Raw genomic sequence first — 23,762 nt, forward strand, 5'->3', positions numbered from 1 at the left:
CAAAACCAACATCCCGATCTCGCCGCCTGAACATCCAGACGGCTGTTTAAGCTATCGAAATGAGGGGTCCCTTTTAGACGCCGATCACCCCGCTAACGGGGTCCTTTTTGCACGCCGATTCACATCGAGGAAGGCATCGACTGCGTTCTGCGCGCCGGCGTTCTTCCGGATTCCTCACTCGTGGGTCGGAAGGTGGCCGAGTCGGAGCAGATGACCCTGGCGAGCCCAGCCTATCTCGCGCGTTTCGACGTTCCATTGGGCCTGGATGATCTCACTGAGCATCGCATGGTCGCTTACGCGGCTTCCGCCTCAGGTCAGCCCTATCCACTCGACTTCGAGGTAGAGGGGGGTGTGCGAGAGGTCATGCTGCCGTTCGATGTGACCGTTCGTGGGGCCGAAATCTACACGGCAGCGGGCGTTGCCGGTCTCGGACTCATCCAGGTTCCGCGCTACCGCGTGCAGCACCAGATTGATGCAGGCGAACTCGTTCCGGTCCTCCGGCATAATCCACCGCCGCCTATGCCGATATCTGTGCTTCACCCCGGGCAACGTCATATATCGCCGCGGACGAGGGTGTTTGCAGACTGGTTGACAGCCTTGTTTGAGCGACTTCAGACAGAAAGACGGCTGTGAGCCGCGCCACAGTCTGGCGCCGTCATCCGGCGAGGCGGCTACCCGACTTGCTCGCCAGCAAGGCTGGGCGATGACGGCGCGATGCCGCGATGAAGCATCTCGTCACGAATGGCGGCCGCGTCCGGCCCTATGTCCGCTTTCTGCAGCAGATTGAGTGTGATCACTTGGTCGACGATCTCGACCATCGTCCCGAGAAACAGAATTCCATCCATCCGATCTCGCCGCTGGCCGACCCGGCGTCGTTGCCGCGCTAACCGCTCATCCCAATTTATGTCGACATCTCGAGCGGGCGCCGAAGCAAGCCCATAGAGTGCCTGGGTTGCCGAGGCATCCGTAGCAAGAGGGGTCATCTCGTGTCCAAAGCCCGCTCGCAGGTACCCGCCACCAGTGATTCGTGTCGTCCGGGAAATCCACTCGCCATCGTCTTCGGTATCGCGCGTTTGTCGCTGGCGCGCGCCAGGCGCTTTCGCTTGCGTTCTTCCTATACACTTCCAACGGGCGAAGCGGTCGGGAGCCACTTGAAGGTGGCCACCTAAATCATTGAAATGCGGGGGAAAATGGTGCTGCCGGTGAGGATTGAACTCACGACCTCAGCCTTACCAAGGATGCGCTCTACCACTGAGCTACGGCAGCACTCATTTCAGGTCCGGAGCGCGACGCGCTGCGGAGGCCGGGCCTATGACCGCCCGGCCGTGCGATGTCAAGGCGGGTTGCGGCCGCTCGCGCATTTTGCTTATGCGGCAGGCATGATCGAAACGCAGGACGAGAAAAAGGCGAGGCTGGCTCAGGCGTTGCGCGACAATCTCCGCCGCCGCAAGGCCCAGGCGAGAGAGAGCGTAGCGCCCCCTCCCGCCCAAGATCGCAAGGATTAGTCGTCCGGGCAGAGCGGGGCGCAGGCGGCCGTCAGCCAGTCAAGCGCCTCATCCTCCAGCTGCGGACCGACCACGGCAAGGACGGCGGCGTGATAGGCGTCGACCCACTCCCGCTCTTCACGGCTCAGCAGATCGGTGACGATCAGGGCCCGGTCGATGGGCGCGAAGGTCAGCGTCTCGAAGCCGAGCATCTCCTTCTCTGCGCCTTCAATTGCGCGCTCCCCGACCAGCACAAGATTTTCGATCCGGATGCCATATTCGCCGGTCTTGTAATAGCCCGGCTCGTTGGACAGGATCATGCCGGGCACCAGAGGCTCGTCGCCGCCGCCGAAGGTGGCGATGCGCTGCGGCCCTTCATGCACCGACAGGAAGCTGCCGACGCCATGGCCCGTGCCATGGGCGTAATCCAGCCCCTCGGCCCAGAGATATTGGCGGGCAAGCGCATCGAGCTGGCCGCCGCGCGTGCCCTTAGGGAATATCGCACGGGCGAGGGCGATATGGCCCTTCAGCACCAGCGTGAAGCGGTGCTTCATCTCATCCGTCGGCGAGCCGACAGCGATGGTGCGGGTGACGTCCGTCGTTCCGTCGCGATACTGCCCGCCGGAGTCGACCAGGTAGAGGGTGCCGGTTTCGATCGGCCGGTTGGTGCTTTCCTCCACCCGATAATGGACGACAGCGCCGTTGGGGCCGGCCCCGCTGATCGTGTCGAAGGACAAATCCTCCAGCAACCCCGTATCCTTGCGGAACGCCTCCAACCGGTCCGAAGCGGAGAGTTCGGTCAGGCCGCCCTTGGGCGCCTCGACCGATATCCAGTGGAGGAAGCGGCTTAATGCGGCGCCGTCCCTTGCCTGTGCCGCCTTGTGTCCGGCAATCTCCGTATCGTTCTTGATCGCCTTAGGCAGCACGGCGGGATCGCGGAGCGGCAATATCTTCGCGCCACCGGCATCCAGCGCTTCGAAGATCGCGGCAACGGCGCGCTCGGGATCGGCAATCACCGTTTTGCCTTCAAGGTCCGCCAGGGCGTCGGCGAAGGCGGCGCGATCGTGAATGCGAACGCCATTGCCCAGATGCTTGGCGACGGCCTCGTCCATCTTCTCCGGCGCCACGTAGAGATCGGCGGTGGCGTCGGCATGAACGATGGCATAGGCCAGAGCGACGGGCGTGCGGTCGACGTCCTTGCCGCGGATGTTGAAGGTCCAGGCAATGGAATCGAGCGCGGACAGGACCGCTGCGTCGGCCTTCTTCGTCGTCAGCCAATCCGCCATCTCGGCGCGCTTCTGCGCCGCGCTTCGCCCAGCAAAACGATCGTCGTGGACCACCAGCCGCGCGCTGCTGGGGGCCGGGCGGTCCGGCCAGATCGCATCCACCGGATTGGTGTCCACGGCGACAAGCTCAGCCCCTTTCTCCGCCAACGCCTCGCTCGCCTGCTTCACCCATGCCCGGGTATGGAGCCAGGGATCGTAGCCGATGCGCGCGCCCTGCGCCGCATGGTCCTTCAGCCAGGCGGCGATCGATGTCTGCGGTACGCTTTCATATTGCCAATGGGCTCCGTCCACCTGCTCGCGCACCTGCAACGTATATCGACCGTCCACGAAGATCGCCGCTTCCTCCGGCAGCACCACCGCGCTGCCCGCCGACCCCTGAAAGCCCGTTAGCCAGGCGAGACGCTGGGCATAGGCGCCGACATATTCGCTCATATGCTCGTCGGTCAGCGGCACCACGAAGCCGTCGAGCTTCTGGCGCACCAGCTGCGCGCGCAGCGCCTTCAGGCGATCTTCATAACTGGACATTGAACTTTCCTTGGATCATTCCGGCCACTTGCACCGGCCGTAAAGTCGACAACATAGAGGGGCAGCCGCGCTTATGCCAGCACTGCCCGCCGTCTGGACCATGGATAGTTAATGACAGATCAAAGCCCACCGCCCGTCGCCGAACGCCGTCCTCACAGCTTCACCCATCATGGCATCACCGTAGAGGATCCCTGGGCATGGCTGCGCGACCCTGGTTATCCCGAGGTCAGGGACAAGGATGTGCTTGCCTATCTGGAGGCGGAGAATGGCTGGTTCGAAACCGCCATGGCTGCGCGCAAGCCGCTGATCGAAAGCCTGTTTCAGGAGATGAAGGGGCGCATCAGGGAAGATGACAGCTCCGTGCCCCAGAAGGACGGGGACTATATCTACTGGCGGGCGTTCGAGGCCGGCGCGCAATATCGCAAATGGTATCGAAAGCCGGTCGCGGGCGGCGCCGACCAACTCATCCTGGATGAACCCGCGCTGGCGGAGGGGCATGACTATTTCCGGCTGGGCGCCATGTCCGTCAGCCCGGATGGACGCTACCTCGCCTATGCGATCGACATCGACGGATCGGAACGGTTCGAGGCCCGGATCAAGGATCTGACCACTGGAGAGATCCTGCCGGAGGCGATCCCTGATACGCTGTCGTCGCTGGTCTGGACGTCCGATAGCAAGGGCCTGCTCTACGGACTCGCCAACGAAAATTGGCGGACGGACAATGCGCGACTGCACTGGCTGGGACAGGATGTCGCAAGCGATGTCGAGCTGTTCCATGAGGATGATGAGGGATTCCGCGTCTCCATAGGCCTCACCTCATCGGAAAAATGGATCGTGATCGCGACTGGCGACCATGTGACGAGCGAAGCCTGGCTGGTGCCCGCAGGCGATCCGACCGCAAAGCCGCTCCTGGTCGCTGCCCGCCAGCCGGGCCGCGAATATGATGTCGATGAACATGAGGGCACGCTCTACATCCGCACTAACGATCTTCATCCCAATTTCCGGCTGGTGAAGGCATCGCTCGATGCGCCCGACCGATGGGAGGAGGTGATCGCGCCAGACGCGCATTTCTATCTGACCGACTTCACCCTTTTCAAGGGCTTCTACGTCACCGAAGGGCGTCAGGACGGGCTCGACCAGATCGAGCTGCGCGATTATGCGACGCATACTCCAAAGCGCATTCCCTTTCCCGAGGCGAGTTATTCGGCGAGCCTTGACGACAATCCCGAATATGACGTGACCAAGCTGCGCATCGGCTATGAATCGATGGTCACGCCAGACACCATCTATGATTATCATCTTGCGACCGGCGCGCTGGAGGTGCTGAAGGTCCAGGAGATTCCGTCGGGCTATGATGCAAACCGCTACGCGACCGAACGGCTGATGATTCCGGCGCGGGACGGGACGGAGATCCCGGTATCGATCGTCTATCCGAACAATTTTCCCCGCGACGGCAGCGCACCGCTGCATCTCTATGGCTATGGCGCCTATGGCATCGCGATGGAGCCGGGCTTTTCCACAAGCCGCCTGTCGCTGCTCGACCGCGGCTTCGCTTTCGCGCTCGCGCATATCCGGGGCGGCGACGATCTGGGCCAGCAATGGTATCTCGATGGCAAGCTCGACAAGCGGACCAACACATTCACCGATTTCGTGGACGTCGCGAAGGGGCTGATCGAGCGCGGCTATACGGCCAGGCGTCGGATCAGCATTTCGGGCGGATCGGCGGGCGGTGAACTGATGGGCGCGGTCATTAACTCCGATCCCGACCTGTGGGGCGCGGTGGTGGCGCATGTGCCCTTCGTCGATGTACTGAACACCATGCTGGACGAGACATTGCCCCTGACGCCGGGGGAATGGCCGGAATGGGGCAATCCAGTCGAAGATGAGGCGGCTTTCCGGACCATCCTGGCCTACGACCCCTACAGCAATGTAACCGCACAGGATTATCCGCCCCTGCTGGTGACGGCCGGGCTCAACGATCCGCGCGTCACCTATTGGGAGCCGGCGAAATGGGTGGCGAAGCTGCGCGCGACCAAGACGGACGGCAACATGCTGCTGCTTAAGACCAATATGGGCGCGGGCCATGGCGGAAAGTCGGGGCGTTTTGAAAGCCTGCGCGAAACGGCCGAGGAGTTCGCCTTCATCCTGTGGCAATTGGGCATGGCTGACTGATGGCGTCTTCCTTCACTCGGCAGATCACCGCGCGGCCCGAGCATATCGACGTGCTTGGCCATGTGAACAACGCGGTGTGGGTGCAATGGATGGAGCAGATATCGGTCGAGCACTGGATGCAGGACGCCGATGCCGCCCATGTCGACGCCTATATCTGGGTCGTGACGCGGCACGAGATCGAATATCGCGGCAATGTGACCGTGGGGGAGACGGTGACCGGACGCACCTGGATACCCGATCCGCCGCGCGGTGCGCGGTTCGACCGCATGATCGAATTCACCGGCCCGGATGGAAAGCTGAAAGTATCCGCGCGGTCGACTTGGGCGATGATTGACAAGGAAAGCGGGCGATTGATGCGTATTCCGCCCGAAGTCGCAGCCCCTTTCCTGAACGTCAGATAAAGGAACCTTCAGTAAAGAGCGCTCGTTTCTACGCCGGTCACAAAGATGACAGGAGAGAGACATGCGTAAATATAATTCCACCATGCGCGGCCTCCTGGCCGCGACTGCACTGATTTTCACCGCGACTCCGGCTTTTGCCGGTGACGAGGAACGGGCACTGGCCGCTATCGCCGAAGCCAAGGGCAAGATTGCGGCGGCTGCCAAGCTCAATCCGTCGCCCGACGTCATCGCGCGCGCGAATGCCTCGCTGCGTCTGGCCGAGGAGCAGCTGAAGAGCGGCAAGGAGCAGAAGGCGATTACTTCCGCCATGGACGCGCAGGCCGCTGCCGACACCGCCATCGGTGAAGGCAAGCAGCGCGCCGAGGTCGACGCCCGTGTGCAGGCAGACGCGACGCTGAATGCGCAGCAGCAGGCCGATGCCGCCAATGCGCGCGCCGCTGTCGCCGAACAGGCAGCCGCTTCGGCCGCGGCGGACGCGCAGGCCGCTCGGGCGAGCGCGGCCTTGGCCGCCGCAACACCGCCAGCGACCACGACGGTGACGACCGAGACGGTCAAGACCGCCCCTGTGAAGACCACTGTCCGCAAGGCCGCGCCCAAGCGCAAGATCGTCCGCAAGACGAGCACCGCGCCCCGCACCGCTGTGGCCGAACGCACCACGACCACGGTGACGACGCAGAACTGACGCGTGGAGGCCCTCCTGACCTTTCCGTCAGGAGGGCCTCGCGATTTCGAACATATCCTCTATGCCTGCCTCGCTCCGCATGTCGGCCCGTTCGGCCGCCTGGCGCGCCCACATGGTGGCATACAGCCCGTCCGCCCGGAAGAGGTCCGCGTGACGGCCGCGCTCGACGATCTGTCCCTGATCCAGCACGATGATTTCGTCGGCGTCCACTACGGTGGACAGGCGATGCGCCACCACCAATGTCGTGCGTTTCCGGCTGATGTCGCGCAGAACGGTCTGGATTTCGGTTTCAGTGCGGCTGTCCAAGGCGCTGGTCGCTTCGTCCAGCACCAGCACCGGCGGGTCTTTCAGCAGCGTGCGCGCAATGGCAACCCTCTGCTTTTCGCCGCCCGACAATTTGAGGCCGCGTTCGCCCACGCGGGTGTCGTAACCTTGGGGCAGGCTCAGGATGAAATCGTGGATTTGCGCGGCCTTCGCCGCCGCCTCGATCTCCGCCTGGCTCGCGCCCTGCCGGCCATAGGCGATGTTGTAGCCGACCGTGTCGTTGAACAGCACCATGTCCTGCGGCACGATGCCGATCGCGGCGCGCAGCGACGCCTGCGTGACGGCGGAAATGTCTTGCCCGTCGATCGTCACCTGCCCGCCCTGAATATCGTAGAAGCGGAAGAGGATGCGCGCGATCGTGGACTTGCCCGCGCCGGACGGGCCGACGATCGCCAGCGTCCTGCCTGCCGGCACGGTGAAGCTGACGCCGTGGAGGATTTCGCGTTCCGGATCATAGCCGAAATGCACATCCTGGAACCGCACTTCGCCGCCCTTCACTGCGAGCGCGGGTGCGTCGGGGGCGTCGGCGATCTCCGCCTGCGTGTCGATCAGCTTGTACATCGCCTCCATATCGATGAGGCCCTGGCGGATGGTGCGATAGACCATGCCGAGCAGGTCGAGCGGCCGGAAAAGCTGCGACAGAAGCGTGTTCACCAGTACCACGTCGCCGGTCGAGAACTGCCCCCGGCTCCAGCCCCAGACGGTATAGGCCATCGCCCCCGCCATCATGAGGTTGGTGATGAGGGATTGCCCGACATTGAGCCAGGCGAGGCTGTTCTCGCTCTTGACCGCCGCCTGCGCGTAGCGGCGCATCGCCGTGCCGTAACGGTCCGCCTCCCGCTGTTCCGCGCCGAAATATTTGACCGTCTCGAAATTCAGCAGGCTGTCGACGGCATGGGCGACGGCGTTGGTGTCCATGTCCACCATGTCGCGGCGAAGCTGGTTGCGCCATTCGGTCACCGTGCGGGTGAACCAGATATAGGCCGCGACCATCGCCAGCGTGGCGATGACGATCTCGACCCCGAACTTCACCAGGAAGATGGCGCAGACCGCCGCCAGCTCCAGCACGGTGGGGGCGATGTTGAAGAGGAGGAAATAGAGCATCGTGTCGATGCTCTTGGTGCCGCGCTCCACGATCTTCGTCACCGCGCCGGTGCGGCGGTCCAGATGGAAGCGCAGCGACAGGCGGTGGAGGTGGACGAACACATCGTTCGACAGGCGGCGGCCGGCTTCCTGCCCCACCTTTTCGAAGACCGCATTGCGCAGATTGTCGAAGAGGACGCCGCCGAAACGCGCACCGGCATAGGCGATGACCAGCGCCATGGCGAGGCCGGCGGCGGGTTCCAGGCCGGGGGCCATCCGGTCCACCGCGCCCTTGTAGGCGAAGGGCATGGCGAGCGTCACCACCTTCGCCAGCAGCACGAAGACCATGGCCAGCGTGACCCGGCGGCGCAGCGCGGGCGCGTCCGCCGGCCAGAGATAGGGCAGGAAGCGGCGGAGCGTCTGCCAGATGGGCGGCAGCGGGGTCGTGTCGGGCGTCGAGGGCGGCATGAGGGTCCATGTAGGGATTTGTGAGGTTCGTTACAGCAGGCTTTTGCGGAGTGCGGCGGGGCGGCGACGATCTCCTACGAAGTTCACACCATAGCACACGCATTTCCGCGGTTTGCGCCCGTTACGCGTCCGCGACGCTCTCGCGACGCCTTACGAACGCGCTCGCAAAGCGTCACCGAAGCGTCCCGTCCTTGATGCAGCGATTGACGATGGCGGTGGCCATGGCCTCCAGCGCGAGCGGATGGGCGCGGTAATAGTCGTACATCCGCAGCGCCTCTGTCCAATTGGCGTCGAATTCCGTGCCCTTGAGCCTGGCGCGCAGGCGATGCGCGCTGGAGGGCGACATGCCGACCGCGCGGGCGGCGGTGCGCACGCTGCCGCTCTGCATCAGCGCGGCGACGAAACGGGCCTGGAGGGCGGGCGTCCAATGACCGCGCTTGGCGGACCGGGGACGGGGCGGATTGGGGGAAGAGGTCTGTTCCATCCAACAGGGTGGATCAGAAGAGGCGCGAATAGGAAAGGGTCAGGGGTCCAGATGATGGCGGAACCAGTCGGCGAGTTCCTCTTCGGAGAGGGTGCCGGCGGCGAGTTCGAGGAAGGCGACGACCAGTTCGGCGTCGGTGGCGGCGAGGCCAAAGCCGTTCAGCATGAGGAAGGTTTCGCTGACGACCGCAGCGATCCGCTTGTTGCCGTCAACGAACGGATGATTGCGGGCCAGGCCATAGGCGTAGGCTGCCGCGAGCGTGGCGGCATCGGGGTCGCCATAATGGGCAAGCTGCTGCGGACGCGCCATGGCGCTTTCAAAGAGGCCGCAATCGCGCAGGGCGTCGCCACCCCCGCCATGTTCGGCGATCTGTTCGGCATGGGCGGCCATGACGACGGCCGGCGTCACCCACAGCCAATCCTGCTGCGCCATTACTTAGCGAGTTCGCGCAGCGCCCGTTTGCGCCGTGCCATGACTTCGCGCGCGGCCGCCATCTGGGCGTCGAAGTCCGGTTCGGCGGCCGAAAGCTCGACGCCACGCGGGGTGAGGACGACGGACAGCGTGTCGCCGGTGCCTGCTTTGAGATGCGCCAGCAACTCCTTGGGCAGGATGACGCCGGCGCTGTTGCCGATCTTGGTGATTTTGAGGGGCATGTTCATACGTGGGTTATAACATGCTGGCTTTTAGTAGGTCAATTGTGGTCTATCTGATGCCCCAGCCCTGCTTCACGGAGCCTTGCTGCCCAATCTGGACGGCAATTCCGCGCCCGAATGCACTCGACCTCACCTACATGCATCGCATCCATCATCCGCACGAATTCTTCATCGGTTTCCGGTTGCCGCGCCACGTAGCAATGGGAATAGCTGCCATTAGGGAGCCAAGCCAACAAGTCTGGCGCAACATCTTCCCAGACGCCGCAACTGGTGCAGCAGCCATCCTCGACGTAGAAGGTGCCCGGCACATTGGCAGGATGAGGCGGACGGGGTACGTACATAAATAGCCCTGCCTTTGTCGGGGTGAACCGTCGCAACAGTTCACCTAACCAACGCCGGATCACAGCACGCGCATCTCAATCCCGCTCCCTATCCCCGGCCCCCATATACAGCTCGCTTCCCTTCTCCTTGAACAGGCGGCTCATTTCTTCCATGCCCTTGAGCGCCGCCGCCTTGCTCGCTTCCGCCACTTCGGCCCCGGTAAGGCCGGCTTCCAGGAATCCGTCGGCGGGCTGGTTCTTCTTCGCGGCGAAGTCGCGCACTTCCTGCGTGATCTTCATCGAGCAGAATTTGGGGCCGCACATGGAGCAGAAATGGGCGGTCTTCGCGCCTTCGGCCGGCAGCGTCTGGTCGTGATATTGTTCGGCCGTGTCGGGATCCAATGACAGGTTGAACTGGTCGCGCCAGCGGAACTCGAACCTTGCGCGGCTTAGCGCATCGTCGCGGACCTTGGCGGCGGGGTGGCCCTTCGCCAAGTCGGCGGCGTGGGCGGCGAGCTTGTAGGTGACGACGCCGACTTTCACATCGTCGCGGTCGGGCAGGCCCAGATGCTCCTTGGGCGTGACGTAGCAGAGCATCGCCGTGCCGTACCAGCCGATCTGCGCCGCGCCGATGGCGCTGGTTATATGGTCGTAGCCGGGCGCGATGTCGGTGGTGAGCGGCCCGAGCGTGTAGAAGGGCGCTTCGCCGCACACCTGTAGCTGCTTGTCCATATTCTCCTTGATCTTGTGCATGGGCACATGGCCCGGCCCTTCGATCATCACCTGGACGTCCTGCTTCCAAGCGCGGTGGGTCAGTTCGCCCAGCGTGTAGAGTTCGGAGAATTGCGCTTCATCATTGGCGTCCGCGATGGAGCCGGGGCGCAGGCCGTCGCCCAGGGAGTAGGCGATGTCGTACGCCTTCATGATCTCCGTGATCTCGTCGAAATGCTCGTAGAGGAAGCTTTCCTTGTGATGGGCGAGGCACCATTTCGCCATGATCGATCCGCCGCGCGAGACGATGCCGGTGACGCGCTTGGCCGCCATCGGGATATAGGCGAGGCGCACGCCCGCATGGATGGTGAAATAGTCGACGCCCTGTTCGGCCTGTTCGATCAGCGTGTCGCGGAAGATGTCCCAGGTCAGGTCTTCGGCGATGCCGCCGACCTTTTCCAGCGCCTGATAGATAGGAACGGTGCCGATCGGGACGGGCGAATTGCGGAGGATCCATTCGCGCGTGTCGTGGATGTTGCGGCCGGTGGAGAGGTCCATCACCGTGTCCGCGCCCCAGCGGATCGACCAGACCAGCTTGTCGACTTCCGAGGCGACGTCGGAGGCGACTGCCGAATTGCCGATATTGGCGTTGATCTTCACCAGGAAATTGCGGCCGATCGCCATCGGTTCGGATTCGGGGTGGTTGATGTTCGACGGGATGATGGCGCGGCCGCGCGCGACTTCGTCGCGGACGAATTCGGGCGTCACATAGTCGGGGATGGACGCGCCGAAGCTCTGGCCGTCGCGGACATATTCGGCGAGGCGGGCGCGGCCGAGATTTTCGCGTTCCGCCACATATTCCATCTCCGGCGTGATGATGCCGCGCCGGGCATAGTGCATCTGGCTGACGTTTCCGCCGGCCTTCGCGCGCAGCGGGCGCTTCACCACATTGGGGAAGGGCTGCACGCCGCCGGTGCGATCCGGCCCCTTGAGGCCGTTATCCTCCGGCTTCACCGCGCGGGCGTCATAGGCTTCCACATCGCCCCGGCCGACGATCCAGTCGCGGCGCAGCGCGGGCAGGCCCGCCATGATGTCGATGCGGGCATCAGGATCAGTATAGGGGCCGGACGTGTCGTAGACGCGGACGGGCGGTTCGCCGCTGGAGGGCTCCAGGTCGATTTCGCGCATCGCGACCTTCAATGGGCCGACATGGATCTTGCGCGATCCACGGATCGGGCCGGTGGTGACGCGCATTTCGGTGCGAGCGGGGACGTCTGCCATGATAACTCTCCTTCGGGCGGAAAGAGAGCGCGGGCGGTGTGACGGCACGCTCCCTCCCTACGCCGGTGTCAGCCGGATCAGGTTCAGCGGGTCGCAGCCACATCAGCCGCCTCTCAACCGTCTGTGGACGGTCCCCCGGGGATGCTGGACAGGATAGGGACGAAGCGGCACAAGGTCCAGCATCTTATGTTCGATGCGCCGCCGCCCGATCTCACGCACCCCGATCTCTCCACCAAGGCGGGCCGGAAGGCGTTTCGGCATGAGATGCGGATGGTGGCGGTGCGGCCGCGGCGGTGGGGGTTGTGGCTGCTGACGGCGGGATTTCTCGTCCTGCTGTCGCCCTCGGCTTTTGGCGTGCATGCGATTTTCGGCTGGTCGCCCAGCCTTATCGGGATCGTGCTGATGCTGGCGGCGTTACCCCTGCTGATCGTGGGCGCGCTGCGGCGCAGGGCCTATGTGCGGGGGCGGATGAGGCTAAAGGGGGAATGACGACATGAAGAAGAGGATTTTCGCCTTGGTTTCCGCTGCCCTCCTGACCGGCGCAGGCGCGCCCGATCCCACGTCGTCCGCAGACGATCCCTTCGTCTGGCTGGAGGACTGGACCGGCCCCCGCGCGATGCAGTGGGTGGAGGCGGAGAACAAGGCGACGCTGGCCGCGTTCGAGGGCGATCCCCGCTATGCCGGCTATTTCAAGGACGCGCTCGCCATCGCATCGGCCAAGGACCGGATCGCCATGCCGATGCTAATTCATGGGCGCGTCTATAATTTCTGGCGGGATGCCGACCATCCGCAGGGCATATGGCGTTGGACCAGCGAGGCGGACTACGCCACCGCTGCGCCCACATGGACCACCGTGCTGGACCTCGATGTGCTGTCCAAGGCGGAAGGGAGGAAATGGGTGTGGAAGGGGGCGAGCATCTTCGACCCCGAGGAGCGGCTGGCGCTGCTCAACCTGTCGGACGGCGGCGAGGACGCGGTGACGCTGCGCGAGTTCGACCTGGAGACGGGGCAGTTCGTGAAGGGCGGCTTCGACGTGCCCACATCCAAGCAGAATGAGGCGTGGCTGGACAAGGACACGCTGCTGCTGGCGCGCGATTGGGGAGAGGGGACGATGACGAAGTCGGGCTATCCCTTCGTCGTCAAGGCACTGAAGCGCGGCCAGCCGCTGTCGGCGGCGCAGGAGGTCTATCGCGGTGCGGCGAGCGATCAGGTCGGCGTCTATCCCAGCATCGTGTCGGACGGGGCGGGCAACCGCGCCGCCATCCTGTACCGGGGCGTCACCTTCTTCACCAACGAGACGTTTTTGGTGACGCCGCAGGGCGTCAAGAAACTGCCGCTGCCCGCCAAGAGCAATGTGCAGGGCATGGTGGATGGACAGGTGCTGATCCAGACCAGCCAGATTTGGCAAAGTGGCGGCGTCACCGTGCCGAGCGGCGCGTTGGCGGCGGTGCCGCTCAAAGCGCTGCAATCGGGCGAGACGCTGAAACCCCAGATCCTGTTCGCGCCGACGCCGCGCCAGTCGATCGACAGCGTATCGGCGACGAAGGATCATGTGATCCTGTCCTACAACGACAATGTGCGCGGGCGGGTAATGGTGCTGACGCCCGGAACCGCCGGATGGACCAGCAAGGCCGTGGCGCTGCCCGACAATGCGACCATCGGCATCGCGACCGCGACCGACAAGGGCGACAAGGCCTATCTGTCGGTGGCCGGCTTCCTGGCGCCGACGACGCTCTGGTCGCTGGATGCCGCCGATCCCAGGCCGGTGCAGGTGAAGGCGATGCCGGCGCGGTTCGACGCCAGCGGCTTGGTGGTCGAACAGCATGAGGCGACATCGACCGACGGGACCAAGATCCCCTATTTCATCGTCCATCGCAGAGACATGAAGAAGGACGGATCGACGCCGACGATCATGACCGCCTATGGCGGATTCGAGGTGCCGATGACGCCGAGCTACGCCGCGATCACCGGCAAGCTGTGGCTGGAGCGGGGCAACAGCTTCGTGCTTGCCAACATCCGTGGCGGCGGCGAGTTCGGCCCGGCCTGGCACGAGGCGGGGCTGAAGACCAAGCGGCAGATCATCTATGACGATTTCGCTGCCGTGGCGAAGGACATCTTCGCGCGCAAATTGTCGTCGCCGGCCAGGTTCGGCATCTATGGCGGGTCCAATGGCGGGCTGCTGATGGGGGTCGAGTTCAACCAGCACCCCGACCTGTGGAACGCGGTGACGATCCAGGTGCCGTTGCTGGACATGATCCGATACGAGCAGATCGCGGCCGGCGCGTCCTGGGTGGATGAATATGGCAGCGTGTCGGTTCCGCAAGAGAAGGCGTTTCTGGAGAAGATTTCGCCCTACGCCAATATCCGCAAGGGGGTGAAGTACCCGACGCCCTATATCTGGACCACGACCAAGGACGACCGGGTGGGGCCGCAACATGCGCGCAAGTTCGCCGCGCGCCTGAAGGACTATGGCATTCCCTATCATTTCTACGAGGACACCGCCGGCGGCCATTCGGGCGATGCCGACATCGCGCAGGGCGCGCGGCTGCAGGCGATGCAGATGGTCTATTTCAGCCAGCGGCTGGAGGGGAAATAAGGGAAGCCGGCACGGACGGACGGAAAAATTTGGCGGCGCATGTCACATCGTCGTCCGCTGCCTCGTCATCACGGCATCAACCGTGATGAAAGGACCGACCGATGAATGACCGCACCAATATCCACGCCGCCGGCGGCCCGCTGTTCAAAGCCTGGTACGACCTGTCGCTGCAGGTCGAGAAATGCGGGCTGGAAAAGAGCCTGCTGGAACTGGTCAAGGTCCGGGCGTCGCAGATCAACGGCTGCGCCAACTGCCTGAACATGCACACGTCCGATGCGCGCAAGGCGGGTGAGACGGAACAGCGCATCCATCTGCTCGTCGCGTGGGAAGAAGCCCCCTGCTACAGCCCGCGCGAACGGGCGGCGCTTGGCTGGACCGACCATATGACGCAGGTGGCGACGAAGCGCGCGCCGGACGCCGTTTATGAGGCGCTGGCGGCCGAGTTCAGCGCGGAGGAGCAGGTCAAGCTGACGCTGGCGATCAACATCATCAACGGCTGGAACCGGCTGGCGGTGGGCTTCCACCTCTATGACCCCGCGCTCGGCTGGGCGGCGTGACCGACGCGGCCGCCAGTTTCGACGCGCAGCGGCCGGCGCTGCTGCGCGTCGCCTATCGCATGCTCGGCTCCATGGCTGATGCCGAGGATGTGCTGCAGGATGCCTTCCTTCGCTGGGCCGGGACGGACCAAGGCGTGGTGCAGGTTCCCGCCGCCTATCTGCGCCGCATGGTGACGCGCCTGTGCCTCGATCATCTCAAGTCCGCGCGGGTGCGGCGGGAGGATTATGTCGGTCCCTGGCTGCCCGAGCCGGTCGTGGAGACCGAACCGGTCGAAGACGTGACCCTGCCGCTGATGCTGGCGCTGGAGCGGCTGTCGCCGCTCGAACGGGCGGCCTTCCTGCTGCATGACGTATTCGGCGAGAGTTTCGAGGACATCGCCCGGTCGATCGACCGGGACGCCGCCGCCTGTCGCCAGCTCGCGGCCCGCGCGCGGGAGCATGTGCGTAGCGAGCGTCGTCGCTATCCGGTGGAACGGGATCATGGCCTCGCCATCGCCGCTGCTTTCTTCGAGGCGTCGCGCGCGGGCGATGCCGGAAAGCTCGGCGCGCTGCTGGCGCAGGATGTCCGTCTCCATTCCGACGGCGGCGGCAAGCGCCCGGCCGCCGGCCGCATCCTGGCCGGCGCGGTCGAGGTGCTGCGCGGCCTTTCCGCAACCTTCCGGCTGCGGCGCGGCGCTCCGGAGCTTATACGGCAAGCGTTCGTGAACGGTCTGCCCGGATATGTAACCCGCGAGCCGGACGGCATGGTGCAGACCACAGCCCTGCTGATCGAGGCGGGCCGGATCAAGGCCATCTATGTGATGCGCAATCCCGACAAGTTGCGCCACGTCGAGGCGCTGGTGCACTGAGGAGGGCGGAATCCGGGCGGCGCGTCCGCGTTCCCGGCGGGGTGGTGTAGCGTCTTGCCACCGCTCATTGCAGCATCGGGATGAGCCGGTCGTGCGTACAGCAGAGAGCATGACAACAGGATTGTCGCTGACGGGAGCCATGGTTGAGCTGCGCGGGCCTTCGGCTCAAGCATCTTGCAGCGGGCGCGCTGGACAGCCCGTTCGTCGCTCTGTTCCATGAGGATGGCAGCGATCAGGCGCATGATCGCGGCCTCATTGGGGAAGATGCCGACGACCTCGGTGCGGCGCTTGATCTCGCCGTTCAGCCGCTCGATCGGATTCGTGCTGTGCAGCGCGACCCGGCGCCATGTCCGGCGCCCGTCAGGCCCCCGACTTCCATCTCCATCAGCTGCTCCGCGGCAAACGAGATCATCTCACCCAAAAATATCCGCGTCAGAGGTCTTCTCGACCGGCGTGCGCAGGTCCATCATGGAATCGATCATCGTGGTTCCTCCGGGCAAGCGGAACCACAGCGGCGAACGGGTTGCCTGTCAGTTCCTGCGACATGTCCCACAAGCGCTTGGCAACCGCCTGGTCCAGCGCCTGCTGCGGGATCTTGGCGGGCAATGGATGGCCACGCGTCTCGCCTAGACTGGCCGGGCCATAATAGCCACCGCCCCTGGCTTGCGGGGCAGTCGCCGCAAATAGGGACGGCAGCGCGCCCTGAGCGGCAGGCTGGAAGAGGAACCAGAGCATCGACCGGGCCACGCTGATCGCGCTGTGCTTGCCCGGCGCGTTGTGAAGCAGGTTTGTGCGCGACACGCCTGGATGCGCCGCGATGCTCGACAGGCCCCAACCATGCGCCACGCTCAGGCGCTCCAATTCGAAGGCGAACATCAGGCAAGCAAGCTTCGACTGACAATAGACCGGCATAGGATCATACCAGCCGTGCGCGTTGATATCGTCGAGATGGATAGCGCCTTGGCGCGCGGCGATACTCGAGAGCGTCACGACGCGCGCCCCCTTGCCCTTCACTAACAGTGGCATCAACCGGCCCGTGAGAGCGAAATGGCCCAGATAGTTTATGCCAAGTTGCAGCTCGAACCCGTCAGTGGTGGCTTTCCACTGGGGCGGTCGCATTACGCCCGCATTGTTGACGAGAATGTCGAGGCGGGTGCGCTGCTCGCGCAGCCGGTCGGCAAAGTCGGCAACCGATGTCAGGTCTGCAAGATCCAGACGTTCGAAGCGGATCTTCGCGGACGGCACCGCAGCGCGGATGGCATTGGCAGCCTCATCGCCTTTAGTCGGGCTCCGGCCTGCGACGATCACCTCCGCGCCGGCACGGGCTAGCGCTAGCGCCGTCTCGAAACCGAGCCCACCCGGGCCGGTGACCACGGCCGTGCGGCCTTGTTGGGAAGGAATGTCGGCGGATGTCCAACGGGCCATAAGTGCGCCTCTTCGTCAGCGGGAGTGTTACGAAGAGATAGGACGCCTCCGCTTTAACCGCATGCCCGAAGCAGGGAAAAGCCTGCCTTATCCTGCAAAAATCGAGCGACGCTACCTGCCATGCGGACTTGGCCTCGATGCTGGACGGCAACGCAGGAGAAAAAAGGGAAGCCGGCCATAGCACGGTGCGACGAAGCTGGCCGTGGGCCAGCGCAAAGGGTCTATCGGCCATCGGCGCAGATCGATATCTCCGCCAAATGGCTGACTCGAAAGACCAGCGCTGGCCGGCCGCCTAGCTGGCGCCAACCTCGGCCAACAGCGCCCGGCGCATCGTCACGTCGCGCTTGGGTGAGATGCCGAAGGTGCGGCTATATTCGCGGCTGAACTGCGAGGCGCTTTCATAGCCGACCCGATAGGCGGCGTCGGTCACATTGGCGGCATCGGCGATCATCAGCCGTCGTGCCTCGAGCAGGCGCAACTGCTTCTGGAACTGGACCGGGGTCATCGAGGTGAGCGCCTTGAAATGCTGGTGGAAGGAGGAAGGACTCATCCGTGCGATGTCGGCCAGTTGCTCGATCCGGAGCGTCTGCGCGAAATTTTCCCGCATTACGCGGATCGCCCGGCTTACCCGTTCCAGATGCGTTTCGGGCATCACCTGCTTGCTGATCTCGCCGCCATGCGGGCCGGTGAGAAGCCAATAATAGATTTCGCGCATGACCGCCGGATAGAGGATCGGCACCGCCTCGGGAGTCTGCGCCATCCGCACCAACCTCACCAGGCAATCGGCGAGCTGGTCTCCGACCTTGGTGACCAACAGGCTAGGGCCGTCATGGCTTCTGGATGCAGGGCGATCGGGCAGTTGTTCCAGAACGCTGCGCAGCAACTCAGCGTCGAATTCGATGGTCATACCCAGAAAGGGCTCGTCCGGGGTCGAGCCCACAATCCTTCCCGTCGCTGGAATTTCCATGTTGACGATCAGGCATTCCATCACGCCATATTCGAGCGACTGATCGCCGAACTCGATCTGTTTCAGGCCTTCGAAGACGATGCACAGGGATGGCTTGTAGACCTGCGGATTGGCAGGGACGTGCCGCTTGGCGCGGATTACGTTGACGCCGGGCATCGGCAAGGGGAACTGGCCCTCGCCGCCGCCAAGCGCATCCACATGCGCCAGCACGCTTGCCAGCAATTGTGGCGGCAGGCGATTCTCCGGGACACGCGGCGGGATCGCTCGGGCATCATTTGTAGGAAAAGGCAAGATTCTTGCGGCTTCCGGCATTCTGCTCATCGGGCACTCCTTATAGCTAGATGGTGCCAATCAGCCGAGGAGTGCGATAATCATGCCTATCTCTGCTAAGAATGCAACAGACATATTAGCGGGGCGGTCAGACAATAGCACGCCCTTGGTCCCTTCATCGCCAAGCAAATTGCGGACGGGGAGCTTTATTGCTGTCTTGTTTCTGGTTAGCATGCTGTGTCAAATAGACCGAATACTTCCCTTCATCCTGGCAGAATCGATCAAGAGCGATCTGGCGCTCAGCGATACGCAGATCGGGCTCATGACCGGAATTGCTTTCGCGGTCTGCTACACGTTCCTGTCGCTGCCCCTTGCCCGAGCGGCCGACCGCGGCTCGCCAGGGCGCATTCTTGTATCGTGCATTCTCGTCTGGAGCTCCATGACGGCACTGGGCGGCATTGCAGGCAGCTTCGGACTGCTTGCGGCGACCCGCTTCGGCGTCGCGCTGGGCGAAGCTGGCGCCATCCCCTCGGCCCATGCTCTCATTGCCCGCCGGATCGGCGTCAAGCAGCGGGGCACTGCCCTTGCCATCTTCTCAATGGGCATACCGATCGGCACGATGGCCGGGTTCGCCGCAGGTGGTGCTATCGCTGACAGCCTGGGTTGGCGCGCCGTGCTGATCGGGGCCGGTGCGATCGGCGGAGTGCTTGCCGGGCTTGTCTGGCTGGTCACGGGTCCGACGCCGCCTCTTGCAGTCCCATCCCCCCGCGCCGAGCCGGCGCGTGCTACCAGCAGTAGGCTGCTGGCCGTACCGGCTTTTCGCTGGCTCATGCTGGGCGCCTTGGCGCTCGGTTTCGCTTCGGCCGCCTTCTATGCCTTCGCCGCGCCCTTCCTCATCCGCACTCACGGTTACAGCGCGACCCAAGTCGGCCTTTCGTTCGGCCTCCTGCAGGGCGCGATGGGGATCGTCGGGACTATTCTTGGCGGCCGCCTGTTCGACCGCGCGGTGCGGCGCGGCCGGGGGCGGCTGCTGGGGCCGCCCTCGATCCTGCTGATCCTTGCCGGGCTTACGACCGCAGCCGCGCTTTTCGTGCCCCATGGTACGCTGTCGATTGCACTGTTTGTGCCTGGCATGCTGTCCTTCGCCTTTCTGCTTCCCGGCGCGTTCGGGGCGGCGCATCTGATCGCCGGACCGGGCCATCAGGCGCTCGCGTCGAGCCTGCTGCTCATCGCGTCGGGCCTGTTCGGCCCCGGTCTGGCACCGCTGTTCGTCGGCATGGTGAGCGACTGGGCAAACGCCAATTCCGTGCCGAATGGGCTCGGCCTTGGGCTCCTCATCGCCCCCTTCGCGAGCATAGGCGCGGGACTTGCGGTGCGCGGCGCCGATCGCCGCATCGCGCCGAACCTTGTCACCTACGCAATCGCTTCGGACCAGGCCGGCTCCCCCGTTCGCTCGGCTCGAGCCTAGCGGATCGCGTGCCCTTCGGGTAGCGACATCTTCCAGGGCGAGGCGGTTTCGGGCCGTCAGAAACAGAGGATAACCCGCCTCGCGAGTTCGTCCGCCAAAGCGGCACCCCACCCACCCGAGGCTCCGGTTACAAGTGCGCTACCCATTGTCATGTCTCCTGCCCCATTCGTCACTGCTCGCGCTCACAAGATCTAAGATGGTCATGGGGAATATTGGCCGCCGCCTCGCACGTTGTGCATGCCCAGCGACGAAGAAAAGGCAGATCAATCGATCCGATGACAGCCCGCATCCTCGACGGTCTTCGCTTGCGACGCTGAAGCTCAGCTCTGGCGTCACCGCTTCGCGATCACCGGAACGCGCCTCCGGTCGTGAACGGGATGAGGCCGCCAACGGCCACGATCACGAGCCCGCCAGCAAACAAGCCCGCACATCGGACCGGAAGAACAGATCGCGCGCATGGCTCAGGCTTTCCGACAAAGCGAGCACGCAGCCGGCGGCCGCCGCATAGGCTAGGAAGAACTACAGTGAGGCGCCGAGCAGACTGAGTCTGGTCGGTAGGACTGCGACGATGATGATGTTCGCGACCCAGCTCATGACCGAGTATAGGCTTATCGATTCATCGGCTCACCGCCGGTCTTCGCCGCCCACATCGTTCCGGGCTTGGTTCATTGCGCACATCGGGATAACTCGCACACGCGCCGGATCCGATATACTGAAGCGGGAGGCAGGTTGAGCAGCGCGACGCCGACATGCTCAGCGATCAGGCCAAGCCTTTTCAATACCTCAGCCGGCACAGAACATCGACAGCCATAGGTGAAGAGGTAGAACGCCGCATCAGGCGCCATGCGCGAAAATGCCGAGCGCATGATCGCTTCGATCTGGCCCACAGGCATGCTCCGCAGACCCAATCCACAGACCGCCGCACTGAAGAGCTCCCCCCGCGGCTGGCGGATCGAGCCAAGCGCAGCCGCGTCGATCTCCAGGACGGCCGCGCGGGGAAAGCGCTGTTTCAACAAGCGCACGAAGTTGGGATTTTGCTCAACGAGGGTCAGATCGCTCTGGTCTACACCCCTGGCGACGAGGTGATCCGTGAATATCCCCGTGCCGGGGCCGAGTTCCAGGACCTTCCCGGTCCCTTGATCGATCTCGCGCGTGATCAGCGATGCGAGTGCCCTGCCGGAGGGCGCCACTGCCGCCGTTCCGATCGGATTCCGAAGCCATTCCCATGCGAACCGGAGATTGTCCTGCCAACCTCCAGCCTCAGACGGCGCGGCTCCAAGGCTCGGCCCTCCAGAAGCGCCGTCCGAGGCGGTCGCTCCGCCGCCATTAAGTGCGAAACAAGCGCTGTCTCTGCCTCCGCCCAGGCAGAGGGGCGTCCGCCAGGACAGCGCAGTCGGCTCTTTAGAGGCCATCAATGATCCCTTCGATAAATGGGGGCCGAGTTTAGGCCGCTGGGACTATGGGCGAACACGTCAGGTCCCGACCCCGACGGAAATCCGGTCGTTTGCCGCCTCGGGAAACGAGGCCCCTGTGAGCTCTTCGGAGCAGCGCCAAAGACGGTCAGCCGCAGCATCATCCAGTGCAGCGTCGGGCATCTTTGTCGGGCCTGGAAGGCCGCGAGCCTCACCCATCCTGTCAGGGCCATAGTAGCCGCCGCCCCTCGCTTCGGGCGCAGTTGCCGCATACAGCGCGGGCAACGCACCCTGCGCCGCCGGTTGAAACATGAACGGGAGGAGCGTCCGCATGATCCGCTCGAAGCTGTATTTGCCCGACGCGTTCAGCAGCAAATCCGTGCGCGATATGCCAGGATGCGCCGCAATGCTGGTGAGGCCCCAGCCATTCTCCTTGCTGCGCCGTTCGAGTTCCAGCGCGAACATGAGACAGGCAAGCTTCGACGGGTTGTAGACCGGCATCGGCTTGTAACCCTGTTGCGCATTGAGATCGCCGAAATTGATCGAGCCCCCGCGCGCAGCGATACTCGACAGCGTCACGACCCGGGGCCGGCTTCCATTGCGCAAGAATGGCAGCAGGCGAGCCGTCAGCGCGAAATGGCCAAGGAAATTCGTGCCGAGCTGCAATTCGAAGCCGTCTTTTGTCACCTCCCGCCGCGGGGGCACCATGACGCCCGCATTGTTGATGAGGATGTCGATGCTCGACCGATCGCGGCGAAGGCGCTCGGCGAACTCCGCGATCGATTTGAGGCTGGCGAGATCCAGCCGCTCGAAACTGATTGTCGCCTTTGGCACTACGTCGCGAATTCGCGCGACAGCATCGGCACCCTTTCGAGGATTGCGTCCGGCAAGGACGACATCCCCCCCGCTGCGCGCAAGGGGCAGCGCGTCTTCGAAACACAAGCCGCCTGTACCTGTGACGACCGCCGTTCGGCCCTGTTGTGATGGGATGTCGGACGCGGTCCAACCCGTCATGAGACTGCCTTTCATAAGTCGTGTTGGAGCAGTCGAAACGTAATCATTGGCTCCTCTCAAACCCATGCCGGAATCTACAAGAGGCATGCCTATTTCTCCGTTCGGTATGACTTGGCCGCCGTGCTTGATGCCGCATCCGCTAGGACCAGCTCGCGCGCGGCTTCGATCTGCAATGTAGTGAGGCCGAGCTTCTCCAGATTGGTGGCCGGAGCGGCACGAGGAAGCAGCGCTCGACCAAGTTCTGCGTAGGCGCGCAGTGCTTCTAGTTTTGGGCTGGCAAGGGAGGTCGGCTTGGGATTTCCGAACAAGACGAAGAGCCCGTGTACACGCAATCGCTTACTTGCCGTCCGCCTTCAGATTCATCGCGTCACGCTTGGGCGCGATCCCGAACATGCGCGAATATTTCCGGCTGAACTGGGAGGCGCTCTCGTAGCCGACCTGATATGCGGCCTCGGAAACATTCACTGTTTCCGCCGTCAACAACCGCCGCGCTTCGAGCAGTCGGAGCTGTTTCTGGAATTGCAGCGGCGACATGGCGGTCAGCGCCTTGAAGTGCTGGTGGAAGGAGGACGGACTCATGTTCGCTGCTTCGGCAAGGCGCTCGACCCGCAGCGTTTTGGTGAACTCCTGCCGGAGCAGGTGGATTGCCCTGCCGACACGCTCCAGATGGGTGTCCGGCACCGCCTGCCACCACAGTTCCGCGCCATTGGGTCCACTCAACAGCCATTAGTAGAATTCGCGCATCAAGGCCGGATAGAGGATCGAAATGGCCTGCGGGGTTTCTGTCAGTCTGACCATGCGCAAAACGCAATCCGCCAGTGCGCCATCGACATCGGCCACGAACATGCTGCGCCCGGGATTTGAAGTCGGACCGACAGACGTTCCGAGTTGTGCCAGCACCTCGCGCATGATGGCTGTGTCGAACTCGACGGTGATGCCAACGAACGGCTCGTCGGGGCTCGCTGTCACGATCCGGCCGCAAGCCGGGAGGTCCAGGCCCACGACGAGGCACTGCATCGGACCGTAGCTCAGCGTTTCATCGCCGATCAGGATTTCCTTGCCACCTTGCAGAGTGATGCAGAGAGACGGCTGATAGACATAATGATTGTCCATCTCACGGAAGGCGCGGATGATATGCAATCCAGCGTTGGGGACCGGGAAATACCCCTCCCCGCCGCCATTCGCATCGGCATAGCGTTGACCGCTGGTGACACGCCTCGAAGAGGAGACCCGGATCGGCAAGGGCGGGACCCTGGCGGGACAGCTCTCGCGGCTCGACCTGGTGGTGCTCGATGAGCTGGGATATCTGCCGTTCGCGCGCTCTGGCGGCC

22 protein-coding genes, 1 tRNA gene, 2 pseudogenes and 1 riboswitch are annotated in these 23,762 nt (G+C 63.9%); of the genes and pseudogenes, 10 read left to right on the top strand and 15 right to left on the bottom strand.

Annotated features, from left to right (window positions below; genetic code table 11):
- The first annotated feature begins 135 nt into the window (after positions 1–135).
- Entirely contained in the window at positions 136–633 is a 498-nt protein-coding gene (locus ACFQ24_RS06660) for a LysR substrate-binding domain-containing protein (protein ID WP_380909941.1), read from the top strand.
- Positions 634–671: 38 nt separating this feature from the next.
- On the opposite strand, the gene ACFQ24_RS06665 is transcribed toward ACFQ24_RS06660, so the two are convergent.
- The 3 genes from ACFQ24_RS06665 to ACFQ24_RS06675 all read right to left on the bottom strand — a co-directional run bounded on the left by ACFQ24_RS06665 (position 672) and on the right by ACFQ24_RS06675 (position 3,295).
- Positions 672–983: a hypothetical protein gene (locus tag ACFQ24_RS06665; protein WP_380909900.1), complete on the bottom strand. Its 312-nt coding sequence runs from the start codon at positions 981–983 to the stop codon at positions 672–674.
- Positions 984–1,191: 208 nt separating this feature from the next.
- Positions 1,192–1,266: transfer RNA gene (locus tag ACFQ24_RS06670), tRNA-Thr, on the bottom strand.
- A gap of 235 nt (positions 1,267–1,501) precedes the next feature.
- Complete coding sequence (locus ACFQ24_RS06675; protein WP_380909902.1) at positions 1,502–3,295, bottom strand: aminopeptidase P family protein; 1,794 nt, start codon at positions 3,293–3,295, stop codon at positions 1,502–1,504.
- 111 nt (positions 3,296–3,406) lie between these two features.
- Between ACFQ24_RS06675 and ACFQ24_RS06680 the strand changes: the two genes are divergently transcribed.
- From ACFQ24_RS06680 to ACFQ24_RS06690, 3 genes are all read left to right on the top strand, one after another.
- Positions 3,407–5,467 (top strand): S9 family peptidase, encoded by a 2,061-nt coding sequence (locus ACFQ24_RS06680; RefSeq protein WP_380909904.1) that lies wholly within the window; start codon positions 3,407–3,409, stop codon positions 5,465–5,467.
- Positions 5,467–5,868, top strand: coding sequence for an acyl-CoA thioesterase (locus ACFQ24_RS06685; RefSeq protein ID WP_380909906.1), 402 nt, complete (start codon positions 5,467–5,469; stop codon positions 5,866–5,868). Before ACFQ24_RS06680 ends, ACFQ24_RS06685 begins: the two co-directional genes overlap by 1 nt.
- A gap of 61 nt (positions 5,869–5,929) precedes the next feature.
- On the top strand, positions 5,930–6,550 hold the full coding sequence (locus ACFQ24_RS06690) for a hypothetical protein (protein WP_380909908.1): 621 nt from the start codon (positions 5,930–5,932) through the stop codon (positions 6,548–6,550).
- A 27-nt stretch (positions 6,551–6,577) separates the two neighbouring features.
- Here the strand turns inward: ACFQ24_RS06690 and ACFQ24_RS06695 are convergent, their stop codons facing one another.
- The 5 genes from ACFQ24_RS06695 to thiC form a co-directional block, all read right to left on the bottom strand.
- Complete coding sequence (locus tag ACFQ24_RS06695; protein ID WP_380909910.1) at positions 6,578–8,425, bottom strand: ABCB family ABC transporter ATP-binding protein/permease; 1,848 nt, start codon at positions 8,423–8,425, stop codon at positions 6,578–6,580.
- Between the two features lie 172 nt (positions 8,426–8,597).
- Positions 8,598–8,909, bottom strand: coding sequence for a LysR family transcriptional regulator (locus tag ACFQ24_RS06700; protein ID WP_380909912.1), 312 nt, complete (start codon positions 8,907–8,909; stop codon positions 8,598–8,600).
- Between the two features lie 39 nt (positions 8,910–8,948).
- Complete coding sequence (locus tag ACFQ24_RS06705; protein WP_380909914.1) at positions 8,949–9,341, bottom strand: type II toxin-antitoxin system death-on-curing family toxin; 393 nt, start codon at positions 9,339–9,341, stop codon at positions 8,949–8,951.
- Positions 9,341–9,568 (bottom strand): AbrB/MazE/SpoVT family DNA-binding domain-containing protein, encoded by a 228-nt coding sequence (locus ACFQ24_RS06710; protein WP_380909916.1) that lies wholly within the window; start codon positions 9,566–9,568, stop codon positions 9,341–9,343. Before ACFQ24_RS06710 ends, ACFQ24_RS06705 begins: the two co-directional genes overlap by 1 nt.
- A gap of 410 nt (positions 9,569–9,978) precedes the next feature.
- Positions 9,979–11,874 carry a phosphomethylpyrimidine synthase ThiC gene (thiC, locus tag ACFQ24_RS06715; RefSeq protein ID WP_380909918.1) on the bottom strand — a complete coding sequence of 632 codons (1,896 nt, stop codon included), beginning with the start codon at positions 11,872–11,874 and terminating at the stop codon, positions 9,979–9,981.
- A gap of 37 nt (positions 11,875–11,911) precedes the next feature.
- A riboswitch (TPP riboswitch) is annotated at positions 11,912–12,022 on the bottom strand.
- On the opposite strand from thiC, the gene ACFQ24_RS06720 reads away from it, so the two are divergent.
- The 4 genes from ACFQ24_RS06720 (at position 12,016) to ACFQ24_RS06735 (ending at position 15,875) form a co-directional block, all read left to right on the top strand.
- A complete protein-coding gene (locus ACFQ24_RS06720) occupies positions 12,016–12,363 on the top strand; it encodes a hypothetical protein (protein ID WP_380909919.1) in 348 nt (115 codons plus the stop codon). (Overlaps the previous riboswitch by 7 nt.)
- Positions 12,364–12,367: 4 nt before the next feature.
- A complete protein-coding gene (locus ACFQ24_RS06725; protein WP_380909921.1) occupies positions 12,368–14,470 on the top strand; it encodes a prolyl oligopeptidase family serine peptidase in 2,103 nt (700 codons plus the stop codon).
- A gap of 101 nt (positions 14,471–14,571) precedes the next feature.
- Complete coding sequence (locus ACFQ24_RS06730; RefSeq protein WP_380909923.1) at positions 14,572–15,027, top strand: carboxymuconolactone decarboxylase family protein; 456 nt, start codon at positions 14,572–14,574, stop codon at positions 15,025–15,027.
- The gene (locus ACFQ24_RS06735; protein WP_380909925.1) at positions 15,024–15,875 is read left to right on the top strand and encodes a sigma-70 family RNA polymerase sigma factor; all 852 of its coding nucleotides are present in this window, start codon (positions 15,024–15,026) and stop codon (positions 15,873–15,875) included. Before ACFQ24_RS06730 ends, ACFQ24_RS06735 begins: the two co-directional genes overlap by 4 nt.
- A gap of 155 nt (positions 15,876–16,030) precedes the next feature.
- Here ACFQ24_RS06735 and ACFQ24_RS06740 read toward each other — a convergent pair.
- The 3 genes and pseudogenes from ACFQ24_RS06740 to ACFQ24_RS06750 form a co-directional block, all read right to left on the bottom strand.
- Positions 16,031–16,216: pseudogene (locus tag ACFQ24_RS06740) on the bottom strand (transposase); the annotation flags it as partial.
- Positions 16,217–16,307: 91 nt separating this feature from the next.
- Positions 16,308–17,300, bottom strand: a complete 993-nt coding sequence (locus tag ACFQ24_RS06745; RefSeq protein WP_380909927.1) for an SDR family oxidoreductase — start codon at positions 17,298–17,300, stop codon at positions 16,308–16,310.
- Positions 17,301–17,592: 292 nt separating this feature from the next.
- The gene (locus ACFQ24_RS06750) at positions 17,593–18,588 is read right to left on the bottom strand and encodes an AraC family transcriptional regulator (protein ID WP_380909929.1); all 996 of its coding nucleotides are present in this window, start codon (positions 18,586–18,588) and stop codon (positions 17,593–17,595) included.
- 139 nt (positions 18,589–18,727) lie between these two features.
- Here ACFQ24_RS06750 and ACFQ24_RS06755 point away from each other — a divergent pair, with 139 nt between their 5' ends.
- A complete protein-coding gene (locus tag ACFQ24_RS06755; RefSeq protein WP_380909931.1) occupies positions 18,728–20,005 on the top strand; it encodes an MFS transporter in 1,278 nt (425 codons plus the stop codon).
- A gap of 665 nt (positions 20,006–20,670) precedes the next feature.
- Here the strand turns inward: ACFQ24_RS06755 and ACFQ24_RS06760 are convergent.
- The 4 genes from ACFQ24_RS06760 to ACFQ24_RS06775 form a co-directional block, all read right to left on the bottom strand.
- Complete coding sequence (locus ACFQ24_RS06760) at positions 20,671–21,195, bottom strand: class I SAM-dependent methyltransferase (RefSeq protein WP_380909933.1); 525 nt, start codon at positions 21,193–21,195, stop codon at positions 20,671–20,673.
- Between the two features lie 282 nt (positions 21,196–21,477).
- Entirely contained in the window at positions 21,478–22,431 is a 954-nt protein-coding gene (locus ACFQ24_RS06765) for an SDR family oxidoreductase (protein WP_380909935.1), read from the bottom strand.
- Positions 22,432–22,767: 336 nt separating this feature from the next.
- Complete coding sequence (locus ACFQ24_RS06770; RefSeq protein ID WP_380909937.1) at positions 22,768–23,151, bottom strand: helix-turn-helix domain-containing protein; 384 nt, start codon at positions 23,149–23,151, stop codon at positions 22,768–22,770.
- 6 nt (positions 23,152–23,157) lie between these two features.
- On the bottom strand, positions 23,158–23,571 hold the full coding sequence (locus tag ACFQ24_RS06775; protein WP_380909939.1) for an AraC family transcriptional regulator: 414 nt from the start codon (positions 23,569–23,571) through the stop codon (positions 23,158–23,160).
- A gap of 64 nt (positions 23,572–23,635) precedes the next feature.
- On the opposite strand from ACFQ24_RS06775, the pseudogene ACFQ24_RS06780 reads away from it, so the two are divergent.
- A pseudogene (locus ACFQ24_RS06780) lies at positions 23,636–23,762 on the top strand (ATPase); the annotation flags it as partial.

The sequence above is a fragment of the Sphingobium olei genome, assembly GCF_042678845.1.
GTDB lineage: Bacteria > Pseudomonadota > Alphaproteobacteria > Sphingomonadales > Sphingomonadaceae > Sphingobium > Sphingobium olei.

Bases quoted from the DNA above. Each gene is read 5' to 3' on its own strand.
- ACFQ24_RS06665 (WP_380909900.1), bottom strand. From the start codon at position 983: ATGACCCCTCTTGCTACGGATGCCTCGGCAACCCAGGCACTCTATGGG.
- ACFQ24_RS06675 (WP_380909902.1), bottom strand. From the start codon at position 3,295: ATGTCCAGTTATGAAGATCGCCTGAAGGCGCTGCGCGCGCAGCTGGTG.
- ACFQ24_RS06680 (WP_380909904.1), top strand. From the start codon at position 3,407: ATGACAGATCAAAGCCCACCGCCCGTCGCCGAACGCCGTCCTCACAGC.
- ACFQ24_RS06685 (WP_380909906.1), top strand. From the start codon at position 5,467: ATGGCGTCTTCCTTCACTCGGCAGATCACCGCGCGGCCCGAGCATATC.
- ACFQ24_RS06690 (WP_380909908.1), top strand. From the start codon at position 5,930: ATGCGTAAATATAATTCCACCATGCGCGGCCTCCTGGCCGCGACTGCA.
- ACFQ24_RS06695 (WP_380909910.1), bottom strand. From the start codon at position 8,425: ATGCCGCCCTCGACGCCCGACACGACCCCGCTGCCGCCCATCTGGCAG.
- ACFQ24_RS06700 (WP_380909912.1), bottom strand. From the start codon at position 8,909: ATGGAACAGACCTCTTCCCCCAATCCGCCCCGTCCCCGGTCCGCCAAG.
- ACFQ24_RS06705 (WP_380909914.1), bottom strand. From the start codon at position 9,341: ATGGCGCAGCAGGATTGGCTGTGGGTGACGCCGGCCGTCGTCATGGCC.
- ACFQ24_RS06710 (WP_380909916.1), bottom strand. From the start codon at position 9,568: ATGAACATGCCCCTCAAAATCACCAAGATCGGCAACAGCGCCGGCGTC.
- thiC (WP_380909918.1), bottom strand. From the start codon at position 11,874: ATGGCAGACGTCCCCGCTCGCACCGAAATGCGCGTCACCACCGGCCCG.
- ACFQ24_RS06720 (WP_380909919.1), top strand. From the start codon at position 12,016: ATGCTGGACAGGATAGGGACGAAGCGGCACAAGGTCCAGCATCTTATG.
- ACFQ24_RS06725 (WP_380909921.1), top strand. From the start codon at position 12,368: ATGAAGAAGAGGATTTTCGCCTTGGTTTCCGCTGCCCTCCTGACCGGC.
- ACFQ24_RS06730 (WP_380909923.1), top strand. From the start codon at position 14,572: ATGAATGACCGCACCAATATCCACGCCGCCGGCGGCCCGCTGTTCAAA.
- ACFQ24_RS06745 (WP_380909927.1), bottom strand. From the start codon at position 17,300: ATGGCCCGTTGGACATCCGCCGACATTCCTTCCCAACAAGGCCGCACG.
- ACFQ24_RS06750 (WP_380909929.1), bottom strand. From the start codon at position 18,588: ATGAGCAGAATGCCGGAAGCCGCAAGAATCTTGCCTTTTCCTACAAAT.
- ACFQ24_RS06765 (WP_380909935.1), bottom strand. From the start codon at position 22,431: ATGACGGGTTGGACCGCGTCCGACATCCCATCACAACAGGGCCGAACG.